Source organism: Pedobacter sp. L105, from assembly GCF_009765875.1.
Classification (GTDB): Bacteria; Bacteroidota; Bacteroidia; order Sphingobacteriales; family Sphingobacteriaceae; genus Pedobacter.
On the sequence record NZ_LMUP01000004.1, the window covers coordinates 491,813 to 514,450 of the forward strand.

19 protein-coding genes are annotated in these 22,638 nt (G+C 40.9%); 11 read left to right on the forward strand and 8 right to left on the reverse strand.

All coding sequences use genetic code 11. The features are described from left to right. The first annotated feature begins 46 nt into the window (after positions 1-46). Positions 47-439, forward strand: coding sequence for a helix-turn-helix transcriptional regulator (locus tag GSQ84_RS07255; RefSeq protein WP_158796586.1), 393 nt, complete (start codon positions 47-49; stop codon positions 437-439). Positions 440-471: 32 nt separating this feature from the next. Here GSQ84_RS07255 and GSQ84_RS07260 read toward each other — a convergent pair whose 3' ends face one another. Next, positions 472-1,677, reverse strand: a complete 1,206-nt coding sequence (locus GSQ84_RS07260) for a class I SAM-dependent RNA methyltransferase (RefSeq protein ID WP_158796587.1) — start codon at positions 1,675-1,677, stop codon at positions 472-474. A gap of 71 nt (positions 1,678-1,748) precedes the next feature. On the opposite strand from GSQ84_RS07260, the gene GSQ84_RS07265 reads away from it, so the two are divergent. The 4 genes from GSQ84_RS07265 (at position 1,749) to GSQ84_RS07280 (ending at position 7,617) form a co-directional block, all read left to right on the forward strand. After that, positions 1,749-2,120 carry a DUF3127 domain-containing protein gene (locus GSQ84_RS07265; protein ID WP_158796588.1) on the forward strand — a complete coding sequence of 124 codons (372 nt, stop codon included), beginning with the start codon at positions 1,749-1,751 and terminating at the stop codon, positions 2,118-2,120. Positions 2,121-2,544: 424 nt separating this feature from the next. After that, positions 2,545-4,371 (forward strand): sensor histidine kinase KdpD, encoded by a 1,827-nt coding sequence (locus tag GSQ84_RS07270; RefSeq protein WP_158796589.1) that lies wholly within the window; start codon positions 2,545-2,547, stop codon positions 4,369-4,371. A 185-nt stretch (positions 4,372-4,556) separates the two neighbouring features. Beyond that, a complete protein-coding gene (locus GSQ84_RS07275) occupies positions 4,557-5,255 on the forward strand; it encodes a response regulator transcription factor (RefSeq protein WP_158796590.1) in 699 nt (232 codons plus the stop codon). 103 nt (positions 5,256-5,358) lie between these two features. Beyond that, entirely contained in the window at positions 5,359-7,617 is a 2,259-nt protein-coding gene (locus GSQ84_RS07280) for a helix-turn-helix domain-containing protein (protein WP_158796591.1), read from the forward strand. Here GSQ84_RS07280 and dapF read toward each other — a convergent pair. Next, on the reverse strand, positions 7,614-8,426 hold the full coding sequence (dapF, locus tag GSQ84_RS07285; RefSeq protein WP_158796592.1) for a diaminopimelate epimerase: 813 nt from the start codon (positions 8,424-8,426) through the stop codon (positions 7,614-7,616). The genes GSQ84_RS07280 and dapF overlap by 4 nt on opposite strands. Before the next feature lie 94 nt (positions 8,427-8,520). Here dapF and GSQ84_RS07290 point away from each other — a divergent pair, with 94 nt between their 5' ends. From GSQ84_RS07290 to GSQ84_RS07305, 4 genes are all read left to right on the forward strand, one after another. Continuing rightward, positions 8,521-10,053: a trypsin-like peptidase domain-containing protein gene (locus GSQ84_RS07290; RefSeq protein ID WP_158796593.1), complete on the forward strand. Its 1,533-nt coding sequence runs from the start codon at positions 8,521-8,523 to the stop codon at positions 10,051-10,053. 218 nt (positions 10,054-10,271) lie between these two features. Continuing rightward, positions 10,272-10,952 (forward strand): succinate dehydrogenase cytochrome b subunit, encoded by a 681-nt coding sequence (locus GSQ84_RS07295; RefSeq protein ID WP_158796594.1) that lies wholly within the window; start codon positions 10,272-10,274, stop codon positions 10,950-10,952. Positions 10,953-10,977: 25 nt separating this feature from the next. Next, the gene (locus GSQ84_RS07300) at positions 10,978-12,957 is read left to right on the forward strand and encodes a fumarate reductase/succinate dehydrogenase flavoprotein subunit (RefSeq protein WP_158796595.1); all 1,980 of its coding nucleotides are present in this window, start codon (positions 10,978-10,980) and stop codon (positions 12,955-12,957) included. A 23-nt stretch (positions 12,958-12,980) separates the two neighbouring features. Continuing rightward, positions 12,981-13,751: a succinate dehydrogenase/fumarate reductase iron-sulfur subunit gene (locus GSQ84_RS07305; protein WP_158796596.1), complete on the forward strand. Its 771-nt coding sequence runs from the start codon at positions 12,981-12,983 to the stop codon at positions 13,749-13,751. 84 nt (positions 13,752-13,835) lie between these two features. Here the strand turns inward: GSQ84_RS07305 and GSQ84_RS07310 are convergent, their stop codons facing one another. The 3 genes from GSQ84_RS07310 to GSQ84_RS07320 form a co-directional block, all read right to left on the reverse strand. Beyond that, positions 13,836-15,812, reverse strand: coding sequence for a TonB family protein (locus GSQ84_RS07310; RefSeq protein ID WP_158796597.1), 1,977 nt, complete (start codon positions 15,810-15,812; stop codon positions 13,836-13,838). Next, positions 15,809-16,186, reverse strand: a complete 378-nt coding sequence (locus GSQ84_RS07315) for a BlaI/MecI/CopY family transcriptional regulator (RefSeq protein ID WP_158796598.1) — start codon at positions 16,184-16,186, stop codon at positions 15,809-15,811. Before GSQ84_RS07315 ends, GSQ84_RS07310 begins: the two co-directional genes overlap by 4 nt. Before the next feature lie 221 nt (positions 16,187-16,407). Next, positions 16,408-16,596, reverse strand: a complete 189-nt coding sequence (locus GSQ84_RS07320) for a hypothetical protein (RefSeq protein WP_158796599.1) — start codon at positions 16,594-16,596, stop codon at positions 16,408-16,410. 244 nt (positions 16,597-16,840) lie between these two features. Here GSQ84_RS07320 and GSQ84_RS07325 point away from each other — a divergent pair, with 244 nt between their 5' ends. Together GSQ84_RS07325 and GSQ84_RS07330 are read left to right on the forward strand one after the other, a co-directional pair. Next, positions 16,841-17,866: a sensor histidine kinase gene (locus GSQ84_RS07325; RefSeq protein ID WP_158796600.1), complete on the forward strand. Its 1,026-nt coding sequence runs from the start codon at positions 16,841-16,843 to the stop codon at positions 17,864-17,866. A gap of 27 nt (positions 17,867-17,893) precedes the next feature. Next, positions 17,894-18,646 carry a LytTR family DNA-binding domain-containing protein gene (locus tag GSQ84_RS07330; protein WP_158796601.1) on the forward strand — a complete coding sequence of 251 codons (753 nt, stop codon included), beginning with the start codon at positions 17,894-17,896 and terminating at the stop codon, positions 18,644-18,646. Here GSQ84_RS07330 and GSQ84_RS07335 read toward each other — a convergent pair. The 3 genes from GSQ84_RS07335 to GSQ84_RS07345 all read right to left on the reverse strand — a co-directional run bounded on the left by GSQ84_RS07335 (position 18,643) and on the right by GSQ84_RS07345 (position 22,622). Beyond that, positions 18,643-19,389, reverse strand: a complete 747-nt coding sequence (locus GSQ84_RS07335) for a 1-acyl-sn-glycerol-3-phosphate acyltransferase (RefSeq protein ID WP_158796602.1) — start codon at positions 19,387-19,389, stop codon at positions 18,643-18,645. The two genes, GSQ84_RS07330 and GSQ84_RS07335, sit on opposite strands and share 4 nt — an antisense overlap. Before the next feature lie 7 nt (positions 19,390-19,396). Next, positions 19,397-19,951, reverse strand: a complete 555-nt coding sequence (locus tag GSQ84_RS07340) for an NUDIX hydrolase (protein WP_158796603.1) — start codon at positions 19,949-19,951, stop codon at positions 19,397-19,399. Positions 19,952-20,063: 112 nt separating this feature from the next. Beyond that, the gene (locus GSQ84_RS07345; RefSeq protein ID WP_158796604.1) at positions 20,064-22,622 is read right to left on the reverse strand and encodes an outer membrane beta-barrel family protein; all 2,559 of its coding nucleotides are present in this window, start codon (positions 22,620-22,622) and stop codon (positions 20,064-20,066) included. Positions 22,623-22,638 lie beyond the last annotated feature (16 nt).

Below are 22,638 nucleotides of genomic sequence, written 5' to 3' on the forward strand. Positions count from 1 at the left end.
AAGTATAAAATTTAGTTTATTTGTTGCTTTTGATAAATATATTCAAATGAAAAAGCCCAAAATCACAATGACAGTTATCAAGGAAGATAAAGGTTTTAGTGCTTACACTTCTATTGGACAAAATTTTATTGCTACTGAGGGGCAGGATATAGATGAATTGAAAAAAGGCATAGTCGATGCTGTGAATCTAACATTTGAAGATAAAAACATCACATATACTACTGAGGAAATTCATTTAAAGCCAGATTTAGCTAGCTTTTTTGAGTTCTACAAAGTCATTAATGCGAAAGCATTGAGTGAAAGAATTGGAATGAACCAAAGCCTACTAGCTCAGTATATTAATGGAACTAAAAAGCCTTCAGCCAGTCAAACACAGCGTATTTTAAAAGGCGTTCGGCAAGTCGGTAGAGAGTTGGTTTCCATCCAATTCTTCTTATAAGAACATCAATAAGAAAATATGCAAGCCGGAATTTAATTCTCCGGCTTGTATTCTTTAGGCTGAGGACGTTCTTCGTCTGCTCTTTTAGATCCGTCGTACAACTCATACTCCATCATACGGCAATCTAACTTACCATTGTAAAATTCAATTTTGCGCGAAGCTTTTAAGCCGATTTTTTTTGCCAGATCAGGATTACCTGTAAAAATATAACCGTTATATCCTTTACAATCCTTTTTCATGAAATCGCCGATACGTTTATAGGTAAGCTCCAGTTGTGAATGAACACCCAGGCGCTCTCCATATTCCGGGTTGAAAACCACTACACCCTGGCCACCTTCCGGTACTTGTGTATCTGCAAAATCGCACACTTCAAAAGTAATCAGTGTATCTACACCAGCGGTTTGTGCATTCTTACGGCTGATATCTACGGCATCTTCAGATATATCTGTTGCCACGATCTTCAGATCAATATTTTTAATCACCTGATCCTTAAGGATACGTCGCTCTGCGAAAAACACTTGTTCGTCATAACCTATGATATGCATAAATCCATAATTCATACGGAAAAGACCTGGTCTGCGGTTCGTTGCCATCAGGGCAGCTTCAATCGCCAGCGTTCCTGATCCGCACATTGGATTGATGAAAGGAGATTTCTGGTCCCACTTAGTGCTCATCACTACGCTTGCAGCAAGCGCTTCCAGCATAGGTGCTTTTCCGGGAATCTTGCGGTAACCGTGTTTAGCTAGTGTCTCTCCCGAAGTATCCAGGAAAATATCTGCTTCGTCATCTTTCCAGTACAGGTGAACAACGGTTTTATTGGCATCAGATCCTGAATTTGGACGAATGCCTTTTTTATCCTTAATCCGGTCAACAATAGCATCCTTCACTTTCAGGTTAGTGAAAAGAGGGGTGGTGATCGTTGGATTATCCACATTAGAAGTAACGGAGAAATAACCAGAAAAATCAATCAGGTCTTCCCAGGCAATATCAACTACCTCGCGGTACAGTTCTTCAGGGTTATTCGCTTTAAAACTGCTGATACAATATAAGATCTGACTGGCACATCTTAAATTGAGGTTCAGTTTAATACACTCTGTTAAAGTGATATTGAGCTCTACCCCTGTAGGAAAATCTCTAACGATTTCGTAACCAAGTGCTTTAACCTCTTCTACCAGATAGGAAGAGAGCCTTTTATTACAGGTTAAAATAACCTTACTTTTGTTGTGGAAAACTTGCATAATTTATTGTGCAAAGTTATCAATAAAAATATAGAGATTTGGACTAGTAAGTAGAATAAAAGAGTATTGTTATGGAATTAAAAGGAAAAGTGCACGAGATCGGTGCATTACAACAGGTAAGCGAGACTTTTAAAAAACGTGATCTCATTATTGAGTACGCGGAAAACCCAACTTATCCTGAATATATTAGATTTGAAGCTTTGCAAGATAAGACTGCTTTGTTTGACAGCCTGAAAACCGGTGATGATGTAGAAGTTTCCTTCAATCTTCGCGGTCGTCCATGGACAGACAAAACAGGAAAAGTTTCTTACTTCAACAGTTTAGTAGTTTGGCGTATCAATGCCTTAACAAATAGTGCTGCTGGTGCTCCATCTACACCACAATATGCTCCGCCTGCTGATTTAAACAGCGCGCCGGGTGAGGAAGATGATTTGCCATTTTAAGACCTTTTTTAGGAAAACAAATTGTACTGTGAGTGCCGGGAATTGATTTCCGGCACTTTTTTTATGCGCTGGATTTTGTATTGATTTCTCGCGCTAGTGGTGGGTTTGGTGATTCCTAAACCAGTCAGTAGTTTGATATAATTCTGTTTTCTACCACTCTTAATCCACGCATGGTCCACTCATAGTCCACGCAATACACCCAATTAGTGGTAGATGAGTGGACTATGAGTGGACCATGCGTGGACTATAACAAAACAATCTCAAAACAAACTCAGTCTGAACTAGCGGTTAGCTATTTATTATTCCTGGTTGCTACGGAGAGGCTGTCTATTGGTAATCCACGCAACTATTTGAAAAATACAGTGTTAAAAATTGTTAAAATAGAAGTTATCCCCCCACTCTTCCTTATTTTTGACCAGAGAGAATGAAGACAAAGAGCCTTTGGGTGATTACCGGCCTCATGACCATAGCTTTGCTTGGTGTGTTTGTAATGCAGCTGTATTACATCAGGGAAGCATATCGACTTAAATCACAGCTTTTTGAACAGCAGGTAAACCAGGCTTTAAGTGCTGTGGCCGGTAAAGTTCAACGGTTAAATGCGGTTAACCACATCACCAAAAAAGATTTTGAATGGCGGATAAAACTCGAGAACCAGCGCCGCGACAGAACACGTCGGTTAATGGACCTGGATCAGAAGTATAAAGAAGAAGACCGTACCAGAAAATATAACCAGCAGAAACAGATGATTGATGAACTCAATTATCAGGATGGAATTATCAGGAAAATGTACCTGAGCCCAACCATTATTTCAGAGACTGATTTTAATGCGCTGGCCAATCAGGCTACCACTCCTCTCGATGTGGATGTGAACGTAGGTTTCGATGCCGACCTGAATATGATCGGCAGTAATGTCAGGAAAACTTTCAGAGCTGGTTCTGCTAAAACTTTTGACGTTGAGCCGCAAAAGCTGCCTGACAGTATCCGTTACCTGGTTTACAGCCGCTACGATGGAAAACCGCTGCGGGTTTCACTGGCCAGTATCAATGGCGATATGCGGGTCAAGTTCAGGATCGAAGATGAAATTGCCAACAGAAGACGCGACAATGCTTTAAAGGAATTGCAGGCTGATACCGTAAGGCTGATCAATGACGGCGACTTTAATGTAGTAGAGGAAGCGGCAAGGGAAATTAGTCAGCAGGATGTTCCCCTGAGCGAACGTGTTTCCAAAGGGATGCTCGATACCTTGCTGCATGCAGAACTCAGTAACAAAAATATTCAGCTGAATTACGATTTCTGGCTAAAAAGCGTAACCCATGATTCTGTCCTTTACCGTAAGGTGTCTTCAGAAAGTGAAGATATCCTTCCTGCTAATACTTTTAAAACTATATTGTTCAGTAACGACGTGATCAGGGACCCCGGGATGTTATACATCAATTTCCCGGATAGAAAATCAGTGATCTTCAGTAATTTAAAGGTAACGATGGCTTCTTCAGCAAGTTTACTGCTGGTGCTGATCTCCATTTTCTCCTATACGCTGTACGCGATATTGAAACAGAAGAAGATCTCTGAAATGAAGACGGATTTTATCAATAATATGACCCATGAGTTTAAAACTCCCGTCTCTACGATTATGATTGCCAGTGAAGCACTGAAAGATCCGGAAATTCTGGAAGATAAAAGCAGGATCAGTCGTTTGGCAGGGATCATCTTTGATGAAAATGTACGTTTGGGGAATCATATTGAACGGGTACTGAGCATTGCGCGGCTGGAGAAAAAAGAACTGAAGCTGGAAGAAGAAGCCGTTGATATGAATGACCTGATCAGTGCCGTGGCGGACAGCATGAGCCTGCAATTGCAGAAAAAAGGAGCAGAGCTGAGCTTAAACCTAACTGCCGATTGTGCGGTGGTTAGAGGTGATGAATTACATCTTTCCAATGTGATTTATAACCTGATTGATAATGCAAATAAATACAGCATAGGTTTACCTTTTATAAAAGTCAGTACCAGGACCTCCGGTAAAAACCTGCTGATAGAAGTAGAAGATAAAGGAATTGGAATGACTAAAGAACAAAGTAAAAGAGCCTTTGATCAGTTCTACCGCGTCCCTACAGGAAATTTGCATGATGTAAAAGGTTTTGGGCTGGGACTGAACTATGTGCTGGATATTGTTACGCAGATAGGTGGTTCAATCAAAGTCCATAGTGAAAAAGATAAAGGAACAGTGTTTGAAATTATTATACCCTTAAACTAAATGAGTCCTGTATTAGATTACCTCCTATAATATTAATAAAATATCTAATGCAAGCTTCATTACCGTTAAACCGCTGTAGGTAGCTAGAAAGCGATTAAATCCGCCAGAAGAAGATGGAAGGCAATTAAAAATAATAAGAACTACTGATAAAACAATAAGTACTTTTCTAAAACAATTATATTCTGATGAAAAAAATTCTATTGGTTGAAGATGATCCTAATCTTGGGATGTTGTTGCAGGATTATTTACAGTTGAAGGGTAAATTTGATATTGTATTATGTGTTGATGGTGAAGAAGGCCTGCGCGCGTTTAACAAACATACTTTTGACCTGTGTATCCTTGATGTCATGATGCCTAAAAAAGATGGCTTTGCCCTGGGTAAGGAAATCCGCAAAATGAATGAAAGCGTTCCTATTATTTTTGCCACGGCAAAAGCCATGATGGAAGATAAGGCTTCAGCCTATGATTTAGGCGGGGATGATTATATCACCAAACCTTTTCGCATAGAAGAATTGCTGTTAAGGATCAATGCGCTGCTTAAGCGTGTATCATCTTCCAAAGAAACTAAAACGGCCGAACCGGTTCAATCCCAGTTCCAGATCGGTAATTACACATTTGATTATACAACGCAACTGATTCAGCACAATGGACAGCAGCAAAAATTATCTACCAAGGAAGCTGAGTTGCTGCAGCTGCTTTGTTTAAAGCAGAATGCTGTGCTGACCCGTGAGGAAGCGTTGCTAAGCATCTGGCATGATGACAATTATTTTAACGGCAGAAGTATGGATGTGTTTTTAAGTAAACTGCGCAAGTATTTACGCGAAGATCCTAAGGTGGAGATTTTAAATGTACATGGTAAAGGATATAAATTGTTGGTCAATTAAAAAATTACACCCTTACTTATAGTTTATTTACAGGTAATTAATTATATGATTAATTAATTTGTTCTAATCTTTAGTACCTTTGCTGTAAAACCGGTGCACAGCTATGTCCGAATACAACCCTGCAGAAATTGCGGCCAAATTTATCAATTATACTTCCAGGCACATCTTCCTTACAGGGAAGGCTGGTACCGGGAAAACTACCTTTTTAAGGAATTTAATTGAACTGACCCATAAAAAAGCGGTTATTGCCGCACCTACAGGCATCGCAGCCATCAATGCTGCGGGTGTAACTATCCATTCCCTGTTTCAGCTCCCTTTTGGGACTTACCTGCCGAAGCAGCCCTCGGTAGAGCCTTTTAATCAGCAATACAATACACCCCGGTCTATTGTCCGTCATTTACAGATGACCACCACCAAGAGAAGGATATTCCAGGACCTGGAGTTGCTGATCATTGATGAAGTCAGCATGCTGCGGGCAGACCTGCTGGATGCCATTGATATGGTGCTGCGTTACATCAGAAAAAATAACGCCAGTTTTGGCGGGGTACAGGTATTGTTTATTGGCGATCTTCATCAGCTGCCCCCGGTAGTAAAAACTAACGAATGGCAGCTTCTGGGTGAATTTTATAACAGCGCTTACTTTTTTGATGCCCATGCCCTGCAGCAAAGTCCCCCGGTTTATATTGAACTGGAAAAAATTTACCGCCAGGCAGATTCCGTATTCATTAACCTGCTCAATAATCTGCGCAACAATGAGATCACAGAAGCAGATGTCACTCTGCTGGAAAGATATTACAAGGCAGATTTTTTGCCCGCAAAGGAAGATAAATATATCACACTGACCACACATAATCAGCGTGCTGATACCTTAAACAGAAAAAGTCTGGATGAACTGGAAGGTGTTTCCTACCTCTTCATGGCTAAGATAGAAGATGAATTTCCAGAAAACTCCTATCCAGCAGAACGTATCCTGGAGTTAAAGCTGGGTGCGCAAATCATGTTTATTAAAAACGACCAGAGTGGCGACCGCCGTTTTTTTAATGGAAAGATTGCTACCGTGATCAATCTTAAACCGGATAGCATCGAAGTAGAAACAGAAGGTGAAGGGGAGCGGATTATTCTGGAAAAATATACCTGGAAAAATATCCGGTATAGCAACCATAAGGTAACCAATGAGATCGAGGAAGAAGTAATTGGCAAGTTCATTCAATATCCAATCAAACTAGCCTGGGCAATAACGGTACACAAAAGCCAGGGTTTAACCTTTGATAAAGCAATCATTGATATAGGCAATGCCTTTGCCCCGGGGCAAATTTATGTAGCCCTGTCGCGTCTCCGCTCTCTGGAAGGACTAGTGCTTACTTCACAGATTTCTAAAACGGGTATTCGCCAGGATCAGAATGTATCGCACTTTTCTAAGAATAAACAGAAACAGGAAGAACTGGACATACAGATCAAACAGGAAAGCGAAGCTTTTCTGAGAAATTATCTGCTGCAATGTTTTGACCTGACCCCGCTGGACAATTACGTTTATGAACATGTCCATTCTTATAGTAAGGATATCAATAAATCGGCGAAGCAGAAACATGTTAAATGGGCGCAACAACTGTTAAAAGACCTGAGTGAGATTAAGGCGAATGCCAATAAGTTCCTTGCGCAGATCCAGCGGCTAAGCCACGATCGTACAGAAGAAGGCTTAGCAACTTTGCTGGCCAGGACCCTTGCTGCTGAAAATTATTTTAATCCTTTATTGCTGGATCTTTCCAGACGTATCTTTGAACGGATGGAACTGGTTAAACAGGATAAACAAGTGACGGCATTCCTTACGGAGCTGCTGGAAATGGAATCCCTTTTTTATGAGCAGTTCAAGAAAATAAGAAAGGCTACAGGTTTGCTGCAGTCTACACTTAATGGAACAGAGTTTACCAAAACAGATGTGGGTTTGCTCCTTAACCAGTCAGAACGCGAAGCACAAATGAAAACGGTATATGCAATGCCCAATAAGCTTGACTTTACTGCAAAAAAAGAAAGAAGTAAAAAACCGGCAGTAGTTAAAGAACCCAGGGAAGATACCAAGGTGGTTTCCCTGGAGCTTTTCAATAAAGGGAAAAGTATTGCTGAAATTGCCACAGAGAGAAAAATGGTGGTAGGTACCATAGAAGGTCACCTGGCCCATTATGTGGCCAGACAGGAGATTTCTGCGAAAGATATCTTAGGCAGTAAAAAACTGGATAAGATCCTGGAAGCGATCAAAACGCTGCAAACATTAAACCTGGCGCCTATCAGGGCGCATCTAGGAAACAGTTATACGTTCGGGGAGATCAAAATCGGTATTGCAGCACATCTGGCCGAAAGGGATTAAGCTTTCAGATCTCCTTCAAAAACCAGTTCTGCAGGTCCGCATAGAAAGATATTGCTGAAGTTTTTTCCGTCATAGTCAAACTCAATACGCAGGTTGCCGCCTAATACTTTGATCTCTGTTTTCTGGCTTCCGGTGCGCGACTGATCTTTGGCCATTGCCAGCGCCACTGCTGTAACACCTGTTCCGCAGGCATAGGTTTCATCCTCCACACCACGTTCAAAGGTGCGCACAAACAGGTGGTCGCCTTTATCTTCAACAAAGTTTACGTTAATTCCCTGTGCTTTGTAAGTCGCATTGTTGCGTATGGATGATCCTAAAGAAAATACATCCATTTCTTTCAGGCCGGTTACCTGATCTACATAATGCGGGGAGCCGGTATTTAATACATAAGCACTACCATCCATGGCGATATCTTCAACATCAATCATCTGCAGGTCAACCCAGTTACCTGTTGCTGAAATTTTGGCATAATGCGGTCCGTCTACTGCCAAAAAGTTAGTTTCCCCGTCAATGATCCCCAGGTATTTTGCGAAAGCAACAATACACCTTCCACCATTGCCGCACATGCTGCCCGGCTTGCCGTCGGCGTTAAAATAAAGCATCTCAAAATCATAATCAGGATGGTTTTGCAATAACATTAAACCATCTCCGCCAATACCAAAACGCCTGTGGCATAATTCTAAAACGATATCACTATCTTTATATTGAAAACTTTGTGAACGGTTGTCAATCAGGACGAAATCATTGCCTGCGCCCTGGTATTTATAGAAGTGGATTTTCAGTTGATCTGCTGGTTTGTTATTTAACATTTTTTAACAAATTATGTGATGTTGTGCTGATACAAATATCGGTGTAATGGTATTAAATTTGAGTATAATCATAAAAAATAAACGCATAGCACAAATGAAAAGATTAGCATTATTAGTTTTAGCTGCATTTATAGGTGGTGCAGCAGCAATTGGCGGTTATAAAATGTTGGAGCATGGAAACAATAATCTAACACTGGCTGAAAAGCAAAATGTTCTTTTTGCCAGTAATCCAACAAATATATCCTCCACAGGCGCTGTCGATTTTGTTCAGGCAGCAGCAGCGGTTTCACCCGCAGTAGTTCATATCAGGACCACATTTAATTCTGAAAGCAGCGACAGTGGCTCCCCAATGGATATGATGGAAGAGTTTTTCGGTGGCGCCGGCCGTGGTAAAGCACGCCGTACACCAAAAGCTGCTTCAGGATCTGGTGTGATCTTAACGCCCGATGGTTATATTGTTACCAATAACCACGTGGTAGAGAACGCAGAAAAAATACAGGTGATCTTATCTGACAGACGTAAGGTAGAAGCAAAGGTGATCGGCAGGGACCCCAATACCGATCTTGCTTTAATTAAAGTTGATGCTACAGACCTGCCTATCGTAAAAATGGGTAATTCAGATAATGTTCAGGTTGGAGAATGGGTATTGGCCGTAGGATTTCCACTTGACTTGCAAACTACAGTTACAGCAGGTATCGTGAGTGCCAAATCCCGTCAGATCGGTATTCTGGGCAGGGAGCAACAGCAGCCTACTGAAGAAGAATATGAAGAATATCAGCGTACAGGTAAGTATACGCCGAAAACCAATAGTGCCATTGAGTCTTATATTCAAACCGATGCTGCTATCAATCCGGGAAACAGCGGCGGTGCGCTTGTAAATGCCAGCGGCGAATTGATCGGTATCAACTCTGCTATTGCTTCTCAATCAGGTACCAATGAAGGATACGGTTTTGCGATTCCAGTAAACCTGGCCAAAAAGATCCTGGAAGATTTCAAAAAATATGGTGCGGTAAAACGTGGTTATGTAGGCGTTACATTCCAGGAACTGAATGCTGACGTGGCTGAAGACCTGAAAATTAATGACGTAAGCGGATTATACGTAAATGATGTATTGCCTAACGGCGGCGGTGCCGCTGCAGGAATCAGAAAAGGTGATATCATTAAAAAAGTTGATGGTAAAGAAGTATTTGCTTCTCCAGACCTGCAGGAAAAGATAGGCCGTTTAAGTCCTGGTGATAAAGTTCAGTTAACGATCTCCAGGGATAACAAGGAACAGAACGTAGCTGTAACACTGAGAGGTGATGCTAGTATCGGCAGGCCTAAAGCGGTGCTGGCTGCAAAAACAACCGGTACTACCATTGATAAACTGGGTGCTGCATTTGCACCGGCTTCCCCTGCATTGAAAGCCCGTTATGGAGCTAAATATGGGGTAGTAGTAACTGCTGTTGAACCAGGTAAACTGTTCGATTCATTTGATATGGAAAAAGGAAGGTTGGTTACTACCGTTAACGGCAGGCCTGTTAACAGTGCCAGGGATGTAGAAGCAGCCCTGCCTACTTCAAGAAATGGTAAAACCACAATTTCGGGCGTAGGACCGAACGGAAATTATACGATCAGCTTTAATTAAGTAGCTGATTTATGACCCTGAAGCGGGAGGCGGTTTAAACTGCTTCCCGCTTTTTTTTGCACTTATCCGATTCATTTTAAAACAAATACGTATTTAAGTGATCCCTGCACGTAGAACGTTTCTAAATAGTTTATTTATCATTATTTAATCCCAATCGTGTTTAAATTAAGTCATTTATTAAATACTTTTGCAGGAATAGACACAAATATAAAAATCTAATGGCTAGTTTCGGAAACGCTTTTTCCTCTTCTATAGGAAAAAAACTAATAATGGGTATCACCGGCCTGTTCCTCATCTTATTCCTTATCGTGCATTGTTTTATCAATTCATTGATATTTTTGAATGACGGTGGTTTAACATTCAACCTGGGTGCAAATTTCATGGCTACTAACTGGCTGATCAGGGGATCTGAAGTGATCCTGATGCTGGGATTATTGCTGCATATTGTTCAGGGATTACGCCTGACGCTGCAAAATCAGGCAGCACGTCCAATCAAGTATGCGGTAAACAATGGCAATGCAAATAGTAAATGGTATTCCCGTTCAATGGGTTTATTGGGTACCTTATTGCTGATCTTCCTGATTGTACATTTATCTCAGTTTTGGGTAAAATCACGTTTTACCGGTATTCCTAATGAAGATATCAATGGGCACCATGATCTTTATGGCGTTATGAAAGAAGCATTCCAGAATATTTGGGTGGTTGTTTTATATGTATTGGCCATGATATCCCTGGCTTACCATTTATTACATGGTTTTGCCTCTGCATTTCAAACGCTGGGATGGAACCACAGAAAATATTCTCCCGTAATTAAAAAGGTTGGAATATGGTATTCTATCATCATAGCCTTGCTTTTTGCAGCTATGCCTGTCGCAATTTATACAGGTCTTATTAAATAAATTTCGAACGTATAACGCTAAAAAAATGGCAGATTTTAATTCAAATATACCGGAAGGGGAACTAACCGTAAAATGGACTAAGCTAAGGTCTTCAATGCCCCTGGTTAACCCGGCGAATAAAAGAAGTATAGAGATTATAGTAATAGGTTCAGGATTGGCAGGTGCTTCTGCAGCAGCTACCCTGGCCGAAATGGGATATAAAGTTAAATGTTTTTGCTTCCAGGATTCACCAAGAAGGGCCCACTCTATCGCGGCTCAGGGTGGTATCAATGCAGCAAAAAATTACCAGAATGATGGTGACAGCGTTTACCGTTTATTCTATGATACCATAAAAGGAGGTGATTACCGCTCCCGTGAAGCTAACGTTCACCGTTTGGCTGAAGTGAGTACAAGTATTATCGATCAGTGTGTGGCGCAGGGTGTTCCTCTGGCAAGAGAATACGGTGGATTACTGGATAACCGCTCTTTTGGTGGTACACAGGTTCAGCGTACATTTTATGCTGCCGGACAAACTGGCCAGCAATTGCTTTTAGGTGCTTACAGTGCCCTGGAGCGTCAGATTGGTATGGGTAAAGTAGAGATGTACACCCGTCACGAAATGCTGGATGTGGTAGTCATTGAAAATAAAGCACGTGGTATCATTGCCCGTAACTTAATTACTGGTGAACTGGAACGTCATTTTGGCCACGCAGTATTATTAGGCAGTGGTGGTTACGGAAACGTATTTTACCTGTCTACCAATGCAATGGGAAGTAATGTTACAGCGGCCTGGAAAGCACACAAAAAAGGTGCATTTTTCGGTAACCCTTGTTTCACACAGATCCACCCAACCTGTATCCCTGTTTCCGGAGATCATCAGTCGAAATTAACTTTGATGTCTGAGTCTCTACGTAATGACGGACGGATCTGGGTACCTAAGAAAAAAGATGATCAGCGTATCGCTTCAGACATTCCTGAAGATGAAAGAGATTATTATTTAGAACGCCGTTACCCTGCTTTCGGTAACCTTGTTCCGCGTGATGTGGCTTCCAGGGCTGCTAAAGAACGTTGTGATGCAGGTTATGGTGTAGGTAAGTCTAAACTGGCTGTATATCTTGATTTCGCGGCCAATACAGAACGTTACGGACGTATTGAAGCAACCAAACACAACATTCATAATCCGGATCATGAAACCTGTATGCGTTTAGGACATGATGTGGTAAAAGAGAAATATGGTAACCTGTTTGATATGTATGCACAGATCACAGGTGAAGATCCTTATGCATTGCCAATGCGTATCTATCCTGCGGTTCACTATACCATGGGTGGTTTATGGGTTGATTATAATTTAATGACCACTATACCGGGCTTATATGCCTTAGGTGAGGCTAACTTCTCTGATCACGGTGCAAACCGTTTAGGTGCTTCTGCACTGATGCAGGGACTGGCTGATGGTTATTTTGTTATCCCTTACACTATTGGTTCTTATTTGTCCAAAGAAATTGCTACTAAACCAATTCCTTTGGATCATCCTGCTTTTGTTGAGGCTGAAGCAAGTGTGAGAGGCATTTTAGATAAGTTTATCGCTATTAAAGGAACTAAATCTGTCGACTTCTTCCACAAGAAATTAGGTTTGATTATGTGGGAGAAATGCGGAATGGCACGTAATGAAAAAGGATTAACCGAAGCCATTGCAGAAATTCAGCAATTGCGTAAAGATTTCTGGAGTGATGTTCGTGTTCCAGGTGTAGCGAATGAGTTTAATCCTGAGTTGGAGAAAGCAGGCCGTGTGGCTGATTTTATTGAGCTGGGAGAACTGATGTGTATTGACGCTTTAAACAGAAATGAATCTTGCGGCGGTCACTTCAGGGAAGAATATCAGACAGAAGAAGGCGAAGCTTTAAGGGACGATGAAAACTACGCTTACGTAGCTGCATGGGAATTTAAAGAAGGTGTGAAATTTGAACTGCATAAAGAGCAGCTGAAATTTGAGAACATCAAGATCGCACAAAGAAGTTATAAATAATCTAGTACCAAAATATCCATACCATGAGTACAGGAAATATGAATTTAACGCTGAAAGTTTGGCGTCAGAAGGATAGCAAAGCCAAAGGTAATTTGGTTGATTATAAATTATCAGAAATCTCTCCTGATATGTCTTTTTTAGAGATGTTCGATGTGTTAAACGAACAGCTGATCACTAAAGGGGATGAACCGGTAGTGTTTGACCACGATTGCAGGGAAGGTATCTGCGGTTCTTGTTCAATGTTTATCAATGGAAGACCGCACGGCCCGAAAGATAAGGTAACCACTTGTCAGCTGCACATGCGTTCTTTTAAGGATGGCGATACTATTGTTGTAGAGCCATGGAGAGCAGCGGCTTTCCCGGTAATTAAAGACTTAACGGTAGATCGTACTGCCTTTGACAGGATTATTGCCTCAGGAGGCTTTATTTCGGTGAATACGGGTAGTGCACAGGATGCGAACAACTTGCCGATCCCTAAGATCCAGGCAGACGCTGCTTTCGAAGCTGCGGCTTGTATTGGTTGTGGTGCTTGCGTGGCTACCTGCAAGAATGCTTCTGCGATGTTATTTACTTCTGCTAAGATCTCTCAACTGGCATTACTGCCTCAGGGTCAGCCGGAAAGATACCGTCGTGCGCAAAGTATGGTGGCTCAAATGGATGCTGAAGGCTTTGGTAACTGTACCAATACAGGTGCCTGTGAAGCTGAATGTCCTAAAGGAATCTCTTTGGAGAACATTGCAAGGATGAATAGAGATTTTTATTCAGCAAAATTTGTTTCTGAGGAAGAAGTTTAATAGATTTATAGTCGACGAGACAAGGATTTAACACAAAAAGCCCGGCTAATTTAGCTGGGCTTTTGTGCTTTTATTGGTTGTCATTTAATTTTTGATTACATCGCCATTTATCACCGGGTCTTTGTATATTACTCTTTCTTTTCTCAATTTAATCTCTACCACCCCGTTTTTACCGTCATTTCCGTAGTTGTTCATGGCATTTTCACCTTTAAGAATAGTCATCGATTCGATTAAAGCCGGGTCGACTGTACCGAGTTTTGACCTGTCTACTACTACACCATTTATAACCCACAGCGCTGAGCTGGCATTAAATTCTGAGGTAGATTTTGTATCCAGGACTGCAGCGTATGCCTTTTGAGTCTGGCTATCAGTCGTTCCTATTCTATTGATCTCAGGATTGCCGGATGGTTTTTGGTTAATCATATTTTCTGTTTTCTTGGGTACATCGACCGACAGCGTAAAGTGGATTGGAATATTGTATTTAACCCTTACCGGCACATTTCCATCATACCCAGGTGTCCATTTTGGACTTTCTTGCATTAGCCTTAAAGCTTCTTCATCCGTTCCACTGCCTAATCCTTTTTCAACTTTGATGTTACTCAGTTTCCCGTCCTCTTCTACGATAAAAGATAAGAATACTTTACCCTGTACATTGTTGTTCTGGGCTTCCTTAGGATATTTGCAGTTTTTTGACAGGTACAGATAAAATTTATCCATCCCTCCGGGGAAACCAGGCTGGATAGTAATACCAGTAAAATCATATACCTTGTTTTTTTCATCTTCAGCCAAAGCCGTTGAAACATTTGAACTCACGTGTATCTCTTTCAGTGCGGTATATCCTTTAGGGGAACTGTCAGCGGCATTGACGATTGGAGCTTTTGAATCATTTAAGCGGAAAGCCACCTTAAGACTGTATTTACCATCCGCTATATGTTTGAAGTCATCAAAGTCAAGGATCGCTTTCATTACCTGAGCTTCACAGCCCTGGCCTAATGCGCTAACTTCACCCAATCCGCTTACTTGTCCATTTCTAACGGTAAATTGAATTATACTATTGCCCTGAAGTTTATGATAGCGCGCCAGTGCGGGGTATTGGACAGTATTACTGATATGTTTATAAAAGTTACTCCATCCATCGGTTTGATTTTGATGATAGACCGTATTTCCGTTTGACGCGACCAGGTCGGTCAGCTGCAGCGGGGAGGCAATTTTTTCTGCTACCGCTTTGATCTCTTCATTTTTCCTGATGGTGGCAGATGACAATAGTAAAGTCACTGCAAAGAGAGGTAAAAACAGGCCATATTTCAATATGGCGGTTTTTCTGGAACGTTGTTTATTCAGCATAAAGATTCGTTTTTTAATAAGTGATTTATGATAAAAGGTATTAGTCAGTACATTCTGGTCTATTCCAAAAGCCCTGCTCAATAACAATAGCGCATAAGACTCTTTGTCTCCCTGGTAAAGGGCCGCTTCTTCATCGGCCAGGTACTCATGGATATTCTTTACGGTTACTTTATATAAATAGATTATTGGATTACACCATACCAGAATAGCCATCAACTCATAAAACAATACATCCAGTGTATGGAACTGCCTCACATGGAGATCTTCATGTTTATCAATCGTTTCCAGCCCCGGAAGCTGGCTGTCAATTACCTTTTTGCGGAAAAAGGAAAAAGCCACGCCCTCAGGTTTCATTTTAATCATCCTCCTTACATCCCTCAGTCGCAGAATAAACCGGAGAGCAAAAAACACCGTTCCGAGAATGTAAATTCCCGCCACCAGGTGCCCCCAGTTAAACTGTTCTGCTTCGTCGGCTATGGTTACTCTGGACATGATCATGTTTAACTGATCTACACTAATCCTGATCTGCGGGCTTTGCGCATGCTTCACAAACCACTCCGGTCTTAAAAAAGGAATGGCCAGTGAAAGGATCCCAGATGCAATCAGGTAAACCCTGTTCAGTATAAAGTAAGTCTCTCTATCCAGTAATAACTTGTAAAATGCGTAAAATATAACCAGGTATATATTTACTTGCAGGAGGTAGTAGGCCCAGGTCATTTTGATTTGTTTTTGAGTTTATTAATCATTTTAAGAATTTCATCCACATCACTTACATCCATTTTATCTTCCTTCACAAAAAAGGAAAACATGCTTTCTACAGAGTTTTCGAAATAATTGCCGAGCAGTTTTTCGGTTGCATGGCGCTTATAATCTTCCCTCGATATGAGCGGATAATACTGGTGTGCTTTTCCAAAAGCTTCGTGACCGATAAAACCTTTCACTTCCAGTATTCTGATAATCGTAGAAACTGTATTGTATGCTGGTTTTGGTATCGGTAAGAAGTCCATTACTTCTTTTACGAAGCCTTTCTCTATCTGCCAGATGATCTGCATGATTTGTTCTTCGGCTTTTGTCAGGTCTTTAATTTCCATGTTAACAAGTTGTTATATTCTATTGGTGTGTTTAACTAAGTATGTAGTTATAAATGTATGAACTAATTATTTAGTTTCAAAATATTTTATCAAAAAAAAAGTAACGACCATCCGGACGTTACTTTTGCTATTAACTAAAAACTAAATATATGATGTTAAACATCCTTTAGCCAATTCTACGAGGCTAAAGTTTCTTTAAGGAGCCAATAAAAACTCCTGATTTATTTGAAAAGGGTAACAGCGATCATGACAAACACGGGCGCCAAAAGAAGTAGAAAAGGAGATACCGCAGATAATTTATTTTGAATAGCGGTACCAATGCTGTTCATTTTTTTAAATTCAATTTGATGAGAGGCATATATCCTGTTATTGATAAGCGTATGGAGGTAGTTAACAGATGCAGTTTTCATAATCGTTTCGTTTTGATGAAACAAATAGAATCATTAAAACAGGCTTGCTAAAATGTTTTATACGAATGGGATATAATTATAGATCAACAGCTTAATTACCGGAAAAATGAAGATTATAACATTTTTAAGCGTTGGTAGAAAAAAAATGCCAGTTGGTCGAAAGTGACCGGTGAAAAATAGTATTTTCATTACTTTGGTTCAGCAGCAAACGAGTATTTTTACAGCATGGTTAGGATAGGTTTATATGAAAGATAAAAGAGAGTTAATAGCACACCTGGTCTATTGGCTATTTCTTGGAGCGATAATATGTCTGGCCATATTCTTCAGTGGCAAAAAGCTGAGTGCCCATGAACTGATTGTTTCTGTTGGTTATTTTTCTATCATCAATATCTCTATATTCTATATCAATTATACGCTGTTTATTCCTCAGCTGTTAAAAAAGTATTGGCTCTATATTTTATCGATTATAGCGCTGATAGCGGTAATGACGGTAGCAAAGACCATTCTTGCCGTATTGAACAGAGATGTGCTTCTGCAGCATACGGATGTTAAAACAGGGACTGTGGTAGATGAAGAGCTTGGCCCTTATGTACTGTGGTCTGTTTTTATTTCTGGTTTTTTTATTATCTCCAGCTGTCTGATTAAATTTACCCTCGACTGGTTTAGCAATATCCGTATCCACCGCAGCCTGGAAACAGAGAAAAAGGATATGGAGCTGCAGTTTTTAAAATCGCAGCTTAATCCGCACTTCCTGTTTAATTCTTTAAATAATATCTATTCACTGGCCTATCAGAAATCGGATAAAACAGCAGATGCCATATTGAAGCTCTCTGAGATCATGCGTTATATGATTTATGAAAGTAACGACAGCTGGGTGTCCTTAAGCAAGGAGATCGAATATGTACAGAGTTATATTGAGCTGCAAAAGTTAAGGTTTAAGGACGGCGCTGCAGTAGAGATGACCCTGAATGGCGAGATCGATAACCAGCAGATCCTGCCGCTGCTCCTGATTGCTTTCGTAGAAAATGCTTTTAAACATGGCGTGGCCAATGATCATTCAGATCCAATCAGGATCAATATCATTGCCAACCAGAAAATACTGCATTTTAGTATCACCAATAAAAAGAGCAATGCCAATAAAGACCAAATGGGTGGGATAGGGCTAAATAATGTGGAACGCCGGCTGCAGTTACTTTATCCTGAAAGATATAAGTTAAATATTGTAAATTCGGCTACTCATTATACCAGTGAATTAATGCTTGATATATAAATTAGCCTCCATCAATAAAATCGTACCATGACCCTAAAATGTATTGCCGTAGATGATGAGCCTCTTGCGCTCGATATTATTGAAGATTATGTATCTAAAGTTCCCTTTCTTGAACTGGTAAAGAGGACAGAAAATGCAATTGAGGCCCTCCAGCTGGTACAGGCAGGAGGGATTGATCTGGTCTTCCTGGATATTCAAATGCCGGATTTGACGGGTATACAATTTCTTAAAATTGCTAATAATAAAGCGAGTTATATTTTGACCACTGCCTATTCACAGTATGCGCTGGAAAGTTACGACCTGAATGTTTCTGATTATCTGCTGAAACCTATTGCATTCGACAGGTTTTATAAAGCAGTAGAAAAAGTGCATCAGCAGCATAAAACACATGCCGAACCACAAGTTGTAGCTGCTCCCGTACCCGCCCCTGCAGCGCCCGTTGTGCAACAGCAGCAATCCGTTCAGGATTTCATCTTTGTGAAAACAGAACACAAGATCCAGAAAGTTGAACTGAATGATATCCTGTATATTGAAGGACTAAAAGATTATATCTCCATTTTTACTAAGGCGGAACGGGTAATTACCCTGCAAAACATGAAAAAAATGGAAGAAACATTGCCTTTCTCCCAATTTATCAGGGTACATAAATCCTATATCATTGCACTGGATAAAATAGAGAGTATTGAAAGAAGCAGGATCACGATCTGCGGTAAGATCATCCCTATTGGGGATACCTACCGGGACGAGTTTTTCAAACGCATAGAGAATAAGAATATTTAAACTGTTTTTTCCTGTTTCAGGGCTTTTCTGATCGCACTTTCGGCTAGTCCGGTAAGTTCCTCTGCATTTTTACCTTCCGTTGGAATAGGCGTTAGCACCGTCCATCTCAGCTTTTCTCCAAAGCTTAGCGGATAGGTGCCATAACGTACAGTTTTCCACGAGTTTTCTATGGCTATAGGTACGATGAGGGCATTGGGCACTACCTTTAGTAATGTTGCAATGCCGCCTACCTGAAAGGGCTTTATTTGCCCGTCTTTGGCCCGGGTACCTTCTGCAAAGATTAAAGCCGACCAGTTATTTTCTTTCATCCTGCGGCCTAGTTTAATGATTTCAGATACGGCCTGTTTACTGTCTTTACGGTTAATATTGGCGCCGCCGCCATATTTCAGGTTAAAGGAGATGGAAGGAATGCCTTTTGTGAGTTCAATTTTGGAAATGAATTTTACATGGTGTTTTTTCAGGAACCAGATCATCCCGGGAATGTCATACATGCTCTGGTGATTGGCAATAAATATGATAGGCTGACCAGCGGGCAGGTGCTGCTCATTGATAAAAGTAGTTGATGATCCTAAAAATATATGGGAATAGGTGAGAAAGAAGTTCAGGTAATCTACGGATACCTTATGTGCTTTGTAGCCAAACAAGCGATAACAGATCCATTGAATGGGTTGAAATACCACCAATGTCAGTAAAAAGAAAAAGTAAAATACGGGAGTAAAGATATATCCCAAAAATTTATTCATAGGGTTTTTATAATCGGCCTTCCAGTAATAGAATTTTTGCTTTCAGCAGTGCAGCTACACTCACACTGTCAGTGATCCTTCCGTCCATGGCCATTTGGTAAGCCTCTTCAAAAGGTAATTTACGTAATACGAGCTCTTCAGTTTCTTCCGGTTCTGCAGTTCCCATGGTTAAGCCGCGGGCAATGTAAACGGTAGCCAACTCATCACTCACAGAATTTGATAAGTGCATTTGTAAAAGCTCCTTCCAGTCTGTGGCTGTTAGTCCTGTTTCTTCCAGCAGCTCCCTTTTAGCGCTGTCTAAAGGCTCCAGTCCTAACGGGCCACCTCCTTCAGGGATTTCCCAGCTATATGCCTTTAGCGGGAAGCGGTACTGTCCTACCAGCCAGGTATTCATTTCTTCATCCAGTGGCAGAATACCAATTGCATGATTCCTGAAATGAACTTCTCCGTAAATCCCTTTTCCACCTGAAGGATTGATTACCTGATGTTCTGTAAGGCCAATCCAGTTGTTTTCATAAATTTTCCGGCTGTCAACAATAGTCCAGGGATTGATTTCTTCCATGCGGCAAGATACGAAATTCCTGATCCGGAAAAAAAGGCGCTGATTAAAAAACAATTGTTAAACAAGAACGGCCGCCTTTAGGGGCAGCCGTTGTTTGTCTTTTGATATCAGATTAGAATGAACCTTCATCAGGTTTTTGATCATCCTGTTTTTCTTGTTTTTTAGGTTTCTTGGTGAAACTTGTGTTTCCAAAGCGATAAGCAAAGGTAATGGTACCCATTGGGCCTTTCTGGTAACGCTGGAAGTCTGTGATGGAATTGCTATCCTGTATCGTTGCTCCAAATTTCCTGGTATTAAAGATATCCCTTACGTTAAAGCTCAGGGATGCTTTTTTACCCGGGAAGTCGTATTTCGCTCCTCCGTCTACACCATATCTGGCTTTCTGTGTACCTTGTGATTGTACCTGAGAAGATTGGTAATCGCCTCTCAACTGCAGGGTGACGCTACGTGACAGGGTAAAGTTATTCGTTAAATTGGCATTCCAGCTATAACCCGAAACGGCCTCAAGCGCTTCGAAATTAACACCTTCAACAGTACCTGCATCAATAGCACCAATACTGCTATGATAACCGTTTACGTTTGCTGTAAAGTTCCATGCTTTCAGTAGATCTACTTTAGCAATTAATTCGAATCCGCTGTTGGTGCTTTTACCTAAGTTTTCCGGTACAATAATGATTATACCAGCACTATCAGGTGTAGAGCGTATTCTCTGGATCAGGTCATTGGTCTGACGGATGTAGGCAGATGCAATCAGCGTTACTTTAGGCCAGAACCTGCTGTAACTTAATTCATAAGAGTGTACATCTTCAGGAAGCAGGTTTGGATTACCCCTGCGCCAGGTTAAAGGATCTGAAATATCGGTATATGGATTGGTATCCCATGGTCTCGGTCTGTTTACCCTTCTGGTATAGCTTAATTGTAAAGACTGGTCGCCCGTAAATTTCTGTGTCAGGAAGATACTTGGATAAAGTCTGTTATAGGCTACACGTCCTGGTTCAGGTGTTCCTACACCATTTTGATCAAAGGCTGTAGAAGTTGTGTTCAGCTTTGCATCTTCACCTCTGAATCCAATCTGGTAACCAAAGTTTTTAATCTGATTAGAGTAATTGACATAAAGTGCATGTACCTGGTCGTTACTTTTAAACCTGTTTGACAACTGATAATCCTGAACATAAGCTCCTGATGGGTTGTCAAAAGTTTCTGCAACGATATTGCTGTTTGACAACCTGATCTGACTGCGGTATCCTGTTTCCAGTTTACCTAATTTACCCAGGGGCATATTGTAATCTGCCTGAATGTTATAATTGGTATTGGTTCCATCATTTGCATTGGTTTGCATTAATGGGTCAGCATCATTGTAAGGAACACCATTTAAGCTGGCGATATTGGTATTGTACTGTTGGAAGTTATTGTTTGTTCCTCCGGAGTAACCAAAATTAAAGGTCAGCTCCTGGTCTTTTTTAAATTTATGGCTGTAGTCCAGGTTAAAGTCGTGACTGTTACCGCTTCCATTGTTATCATTTGTTCTGTCATCGAACTCCAGAGGAACTCTTCCCGGAGCATATTCATTGATGTTCAGCTGGTCATTTCTTTCGTTATCCCTGATGTTGAAACCTGCTGAAAGACTGATGACATCTTTTTTATCCAGGGTATAATCAATACCAAATTTAAAATTATGTGTTTTATCGATGCTGATAGAGTTAGTCAGCTGATCTGCGTAAGCCAGATCGTTGATAGGGTTGAGATAAGTAATATTGTTGAAACCTCCGCCCACACGTCTTCCGTAGCGGTAGCTGTAATTTCCGTACACGTTGACATTATTATTCTGGTAGCTCAATGCTGCCGTTGCATTGTAATTATCCCTGTTACCAGCAGATCCCGATACGTTACCGTTGAAACCTCTGATAGAGTTTTTCTTTAGGATGATATTGATAATCCCTGAATCTCCTTCAGAATCATATTTTGAAGAAGGATTAGTGATCACTTCCACACTTTCAATAGAACTTGCAGGAATGGATGCCAGGATAGAAGCGATATCGCCACCTGCGATCAGCGAAGGTTTCCCGTCGATCAATACTTTAACCCCGGTAGATCCTCTTAAACTTACGTTACCATCCTGATCAATCGATACAGATGGTACGTTAGATAACAGATCTGAGGCATCTCCGCCCTGACTCACCAAACTCTGGTCTACAGCAAATGTTTTTTTGTCGATACCCAGCTGGATAGGTGCTTTTTTGGCAGTAACATTAACTTCATTTAAGGCATTTCCTTTTGAAGCTTTCATTTTAATGGTGCCCAGGTTAATCAGCTGATGTGTTTTAGAGATTGAGATAGAATCTCTGGATAAACTCTGATAACCTACATAACTAATTTTGATGGAAAATACGCCGTCAGGAATGCCTCCAATAACCAGGTTTCCGTTAACGTCTGTCTGACCAGTTTTTACTGTTGTTTTAGTTTTTCTGTCTATAATGAGTATAGATGCAAAAGGAATCGTTTCATTTGTTTGGGCGTCTAAGGCTTTTCCTGTAATTTTACCAGTACCTGGGGTAACACTTGCTCCACTGGCGGCGCCTGTTCCTGGAGTTTGTGCGTGTACTGTGCTTCCCGTGACTAGTGTACAAAATGTGAGCGTTATAAATATAAATTTATAAATTGAATTCTTCATGTAGCGTTTATCGTTT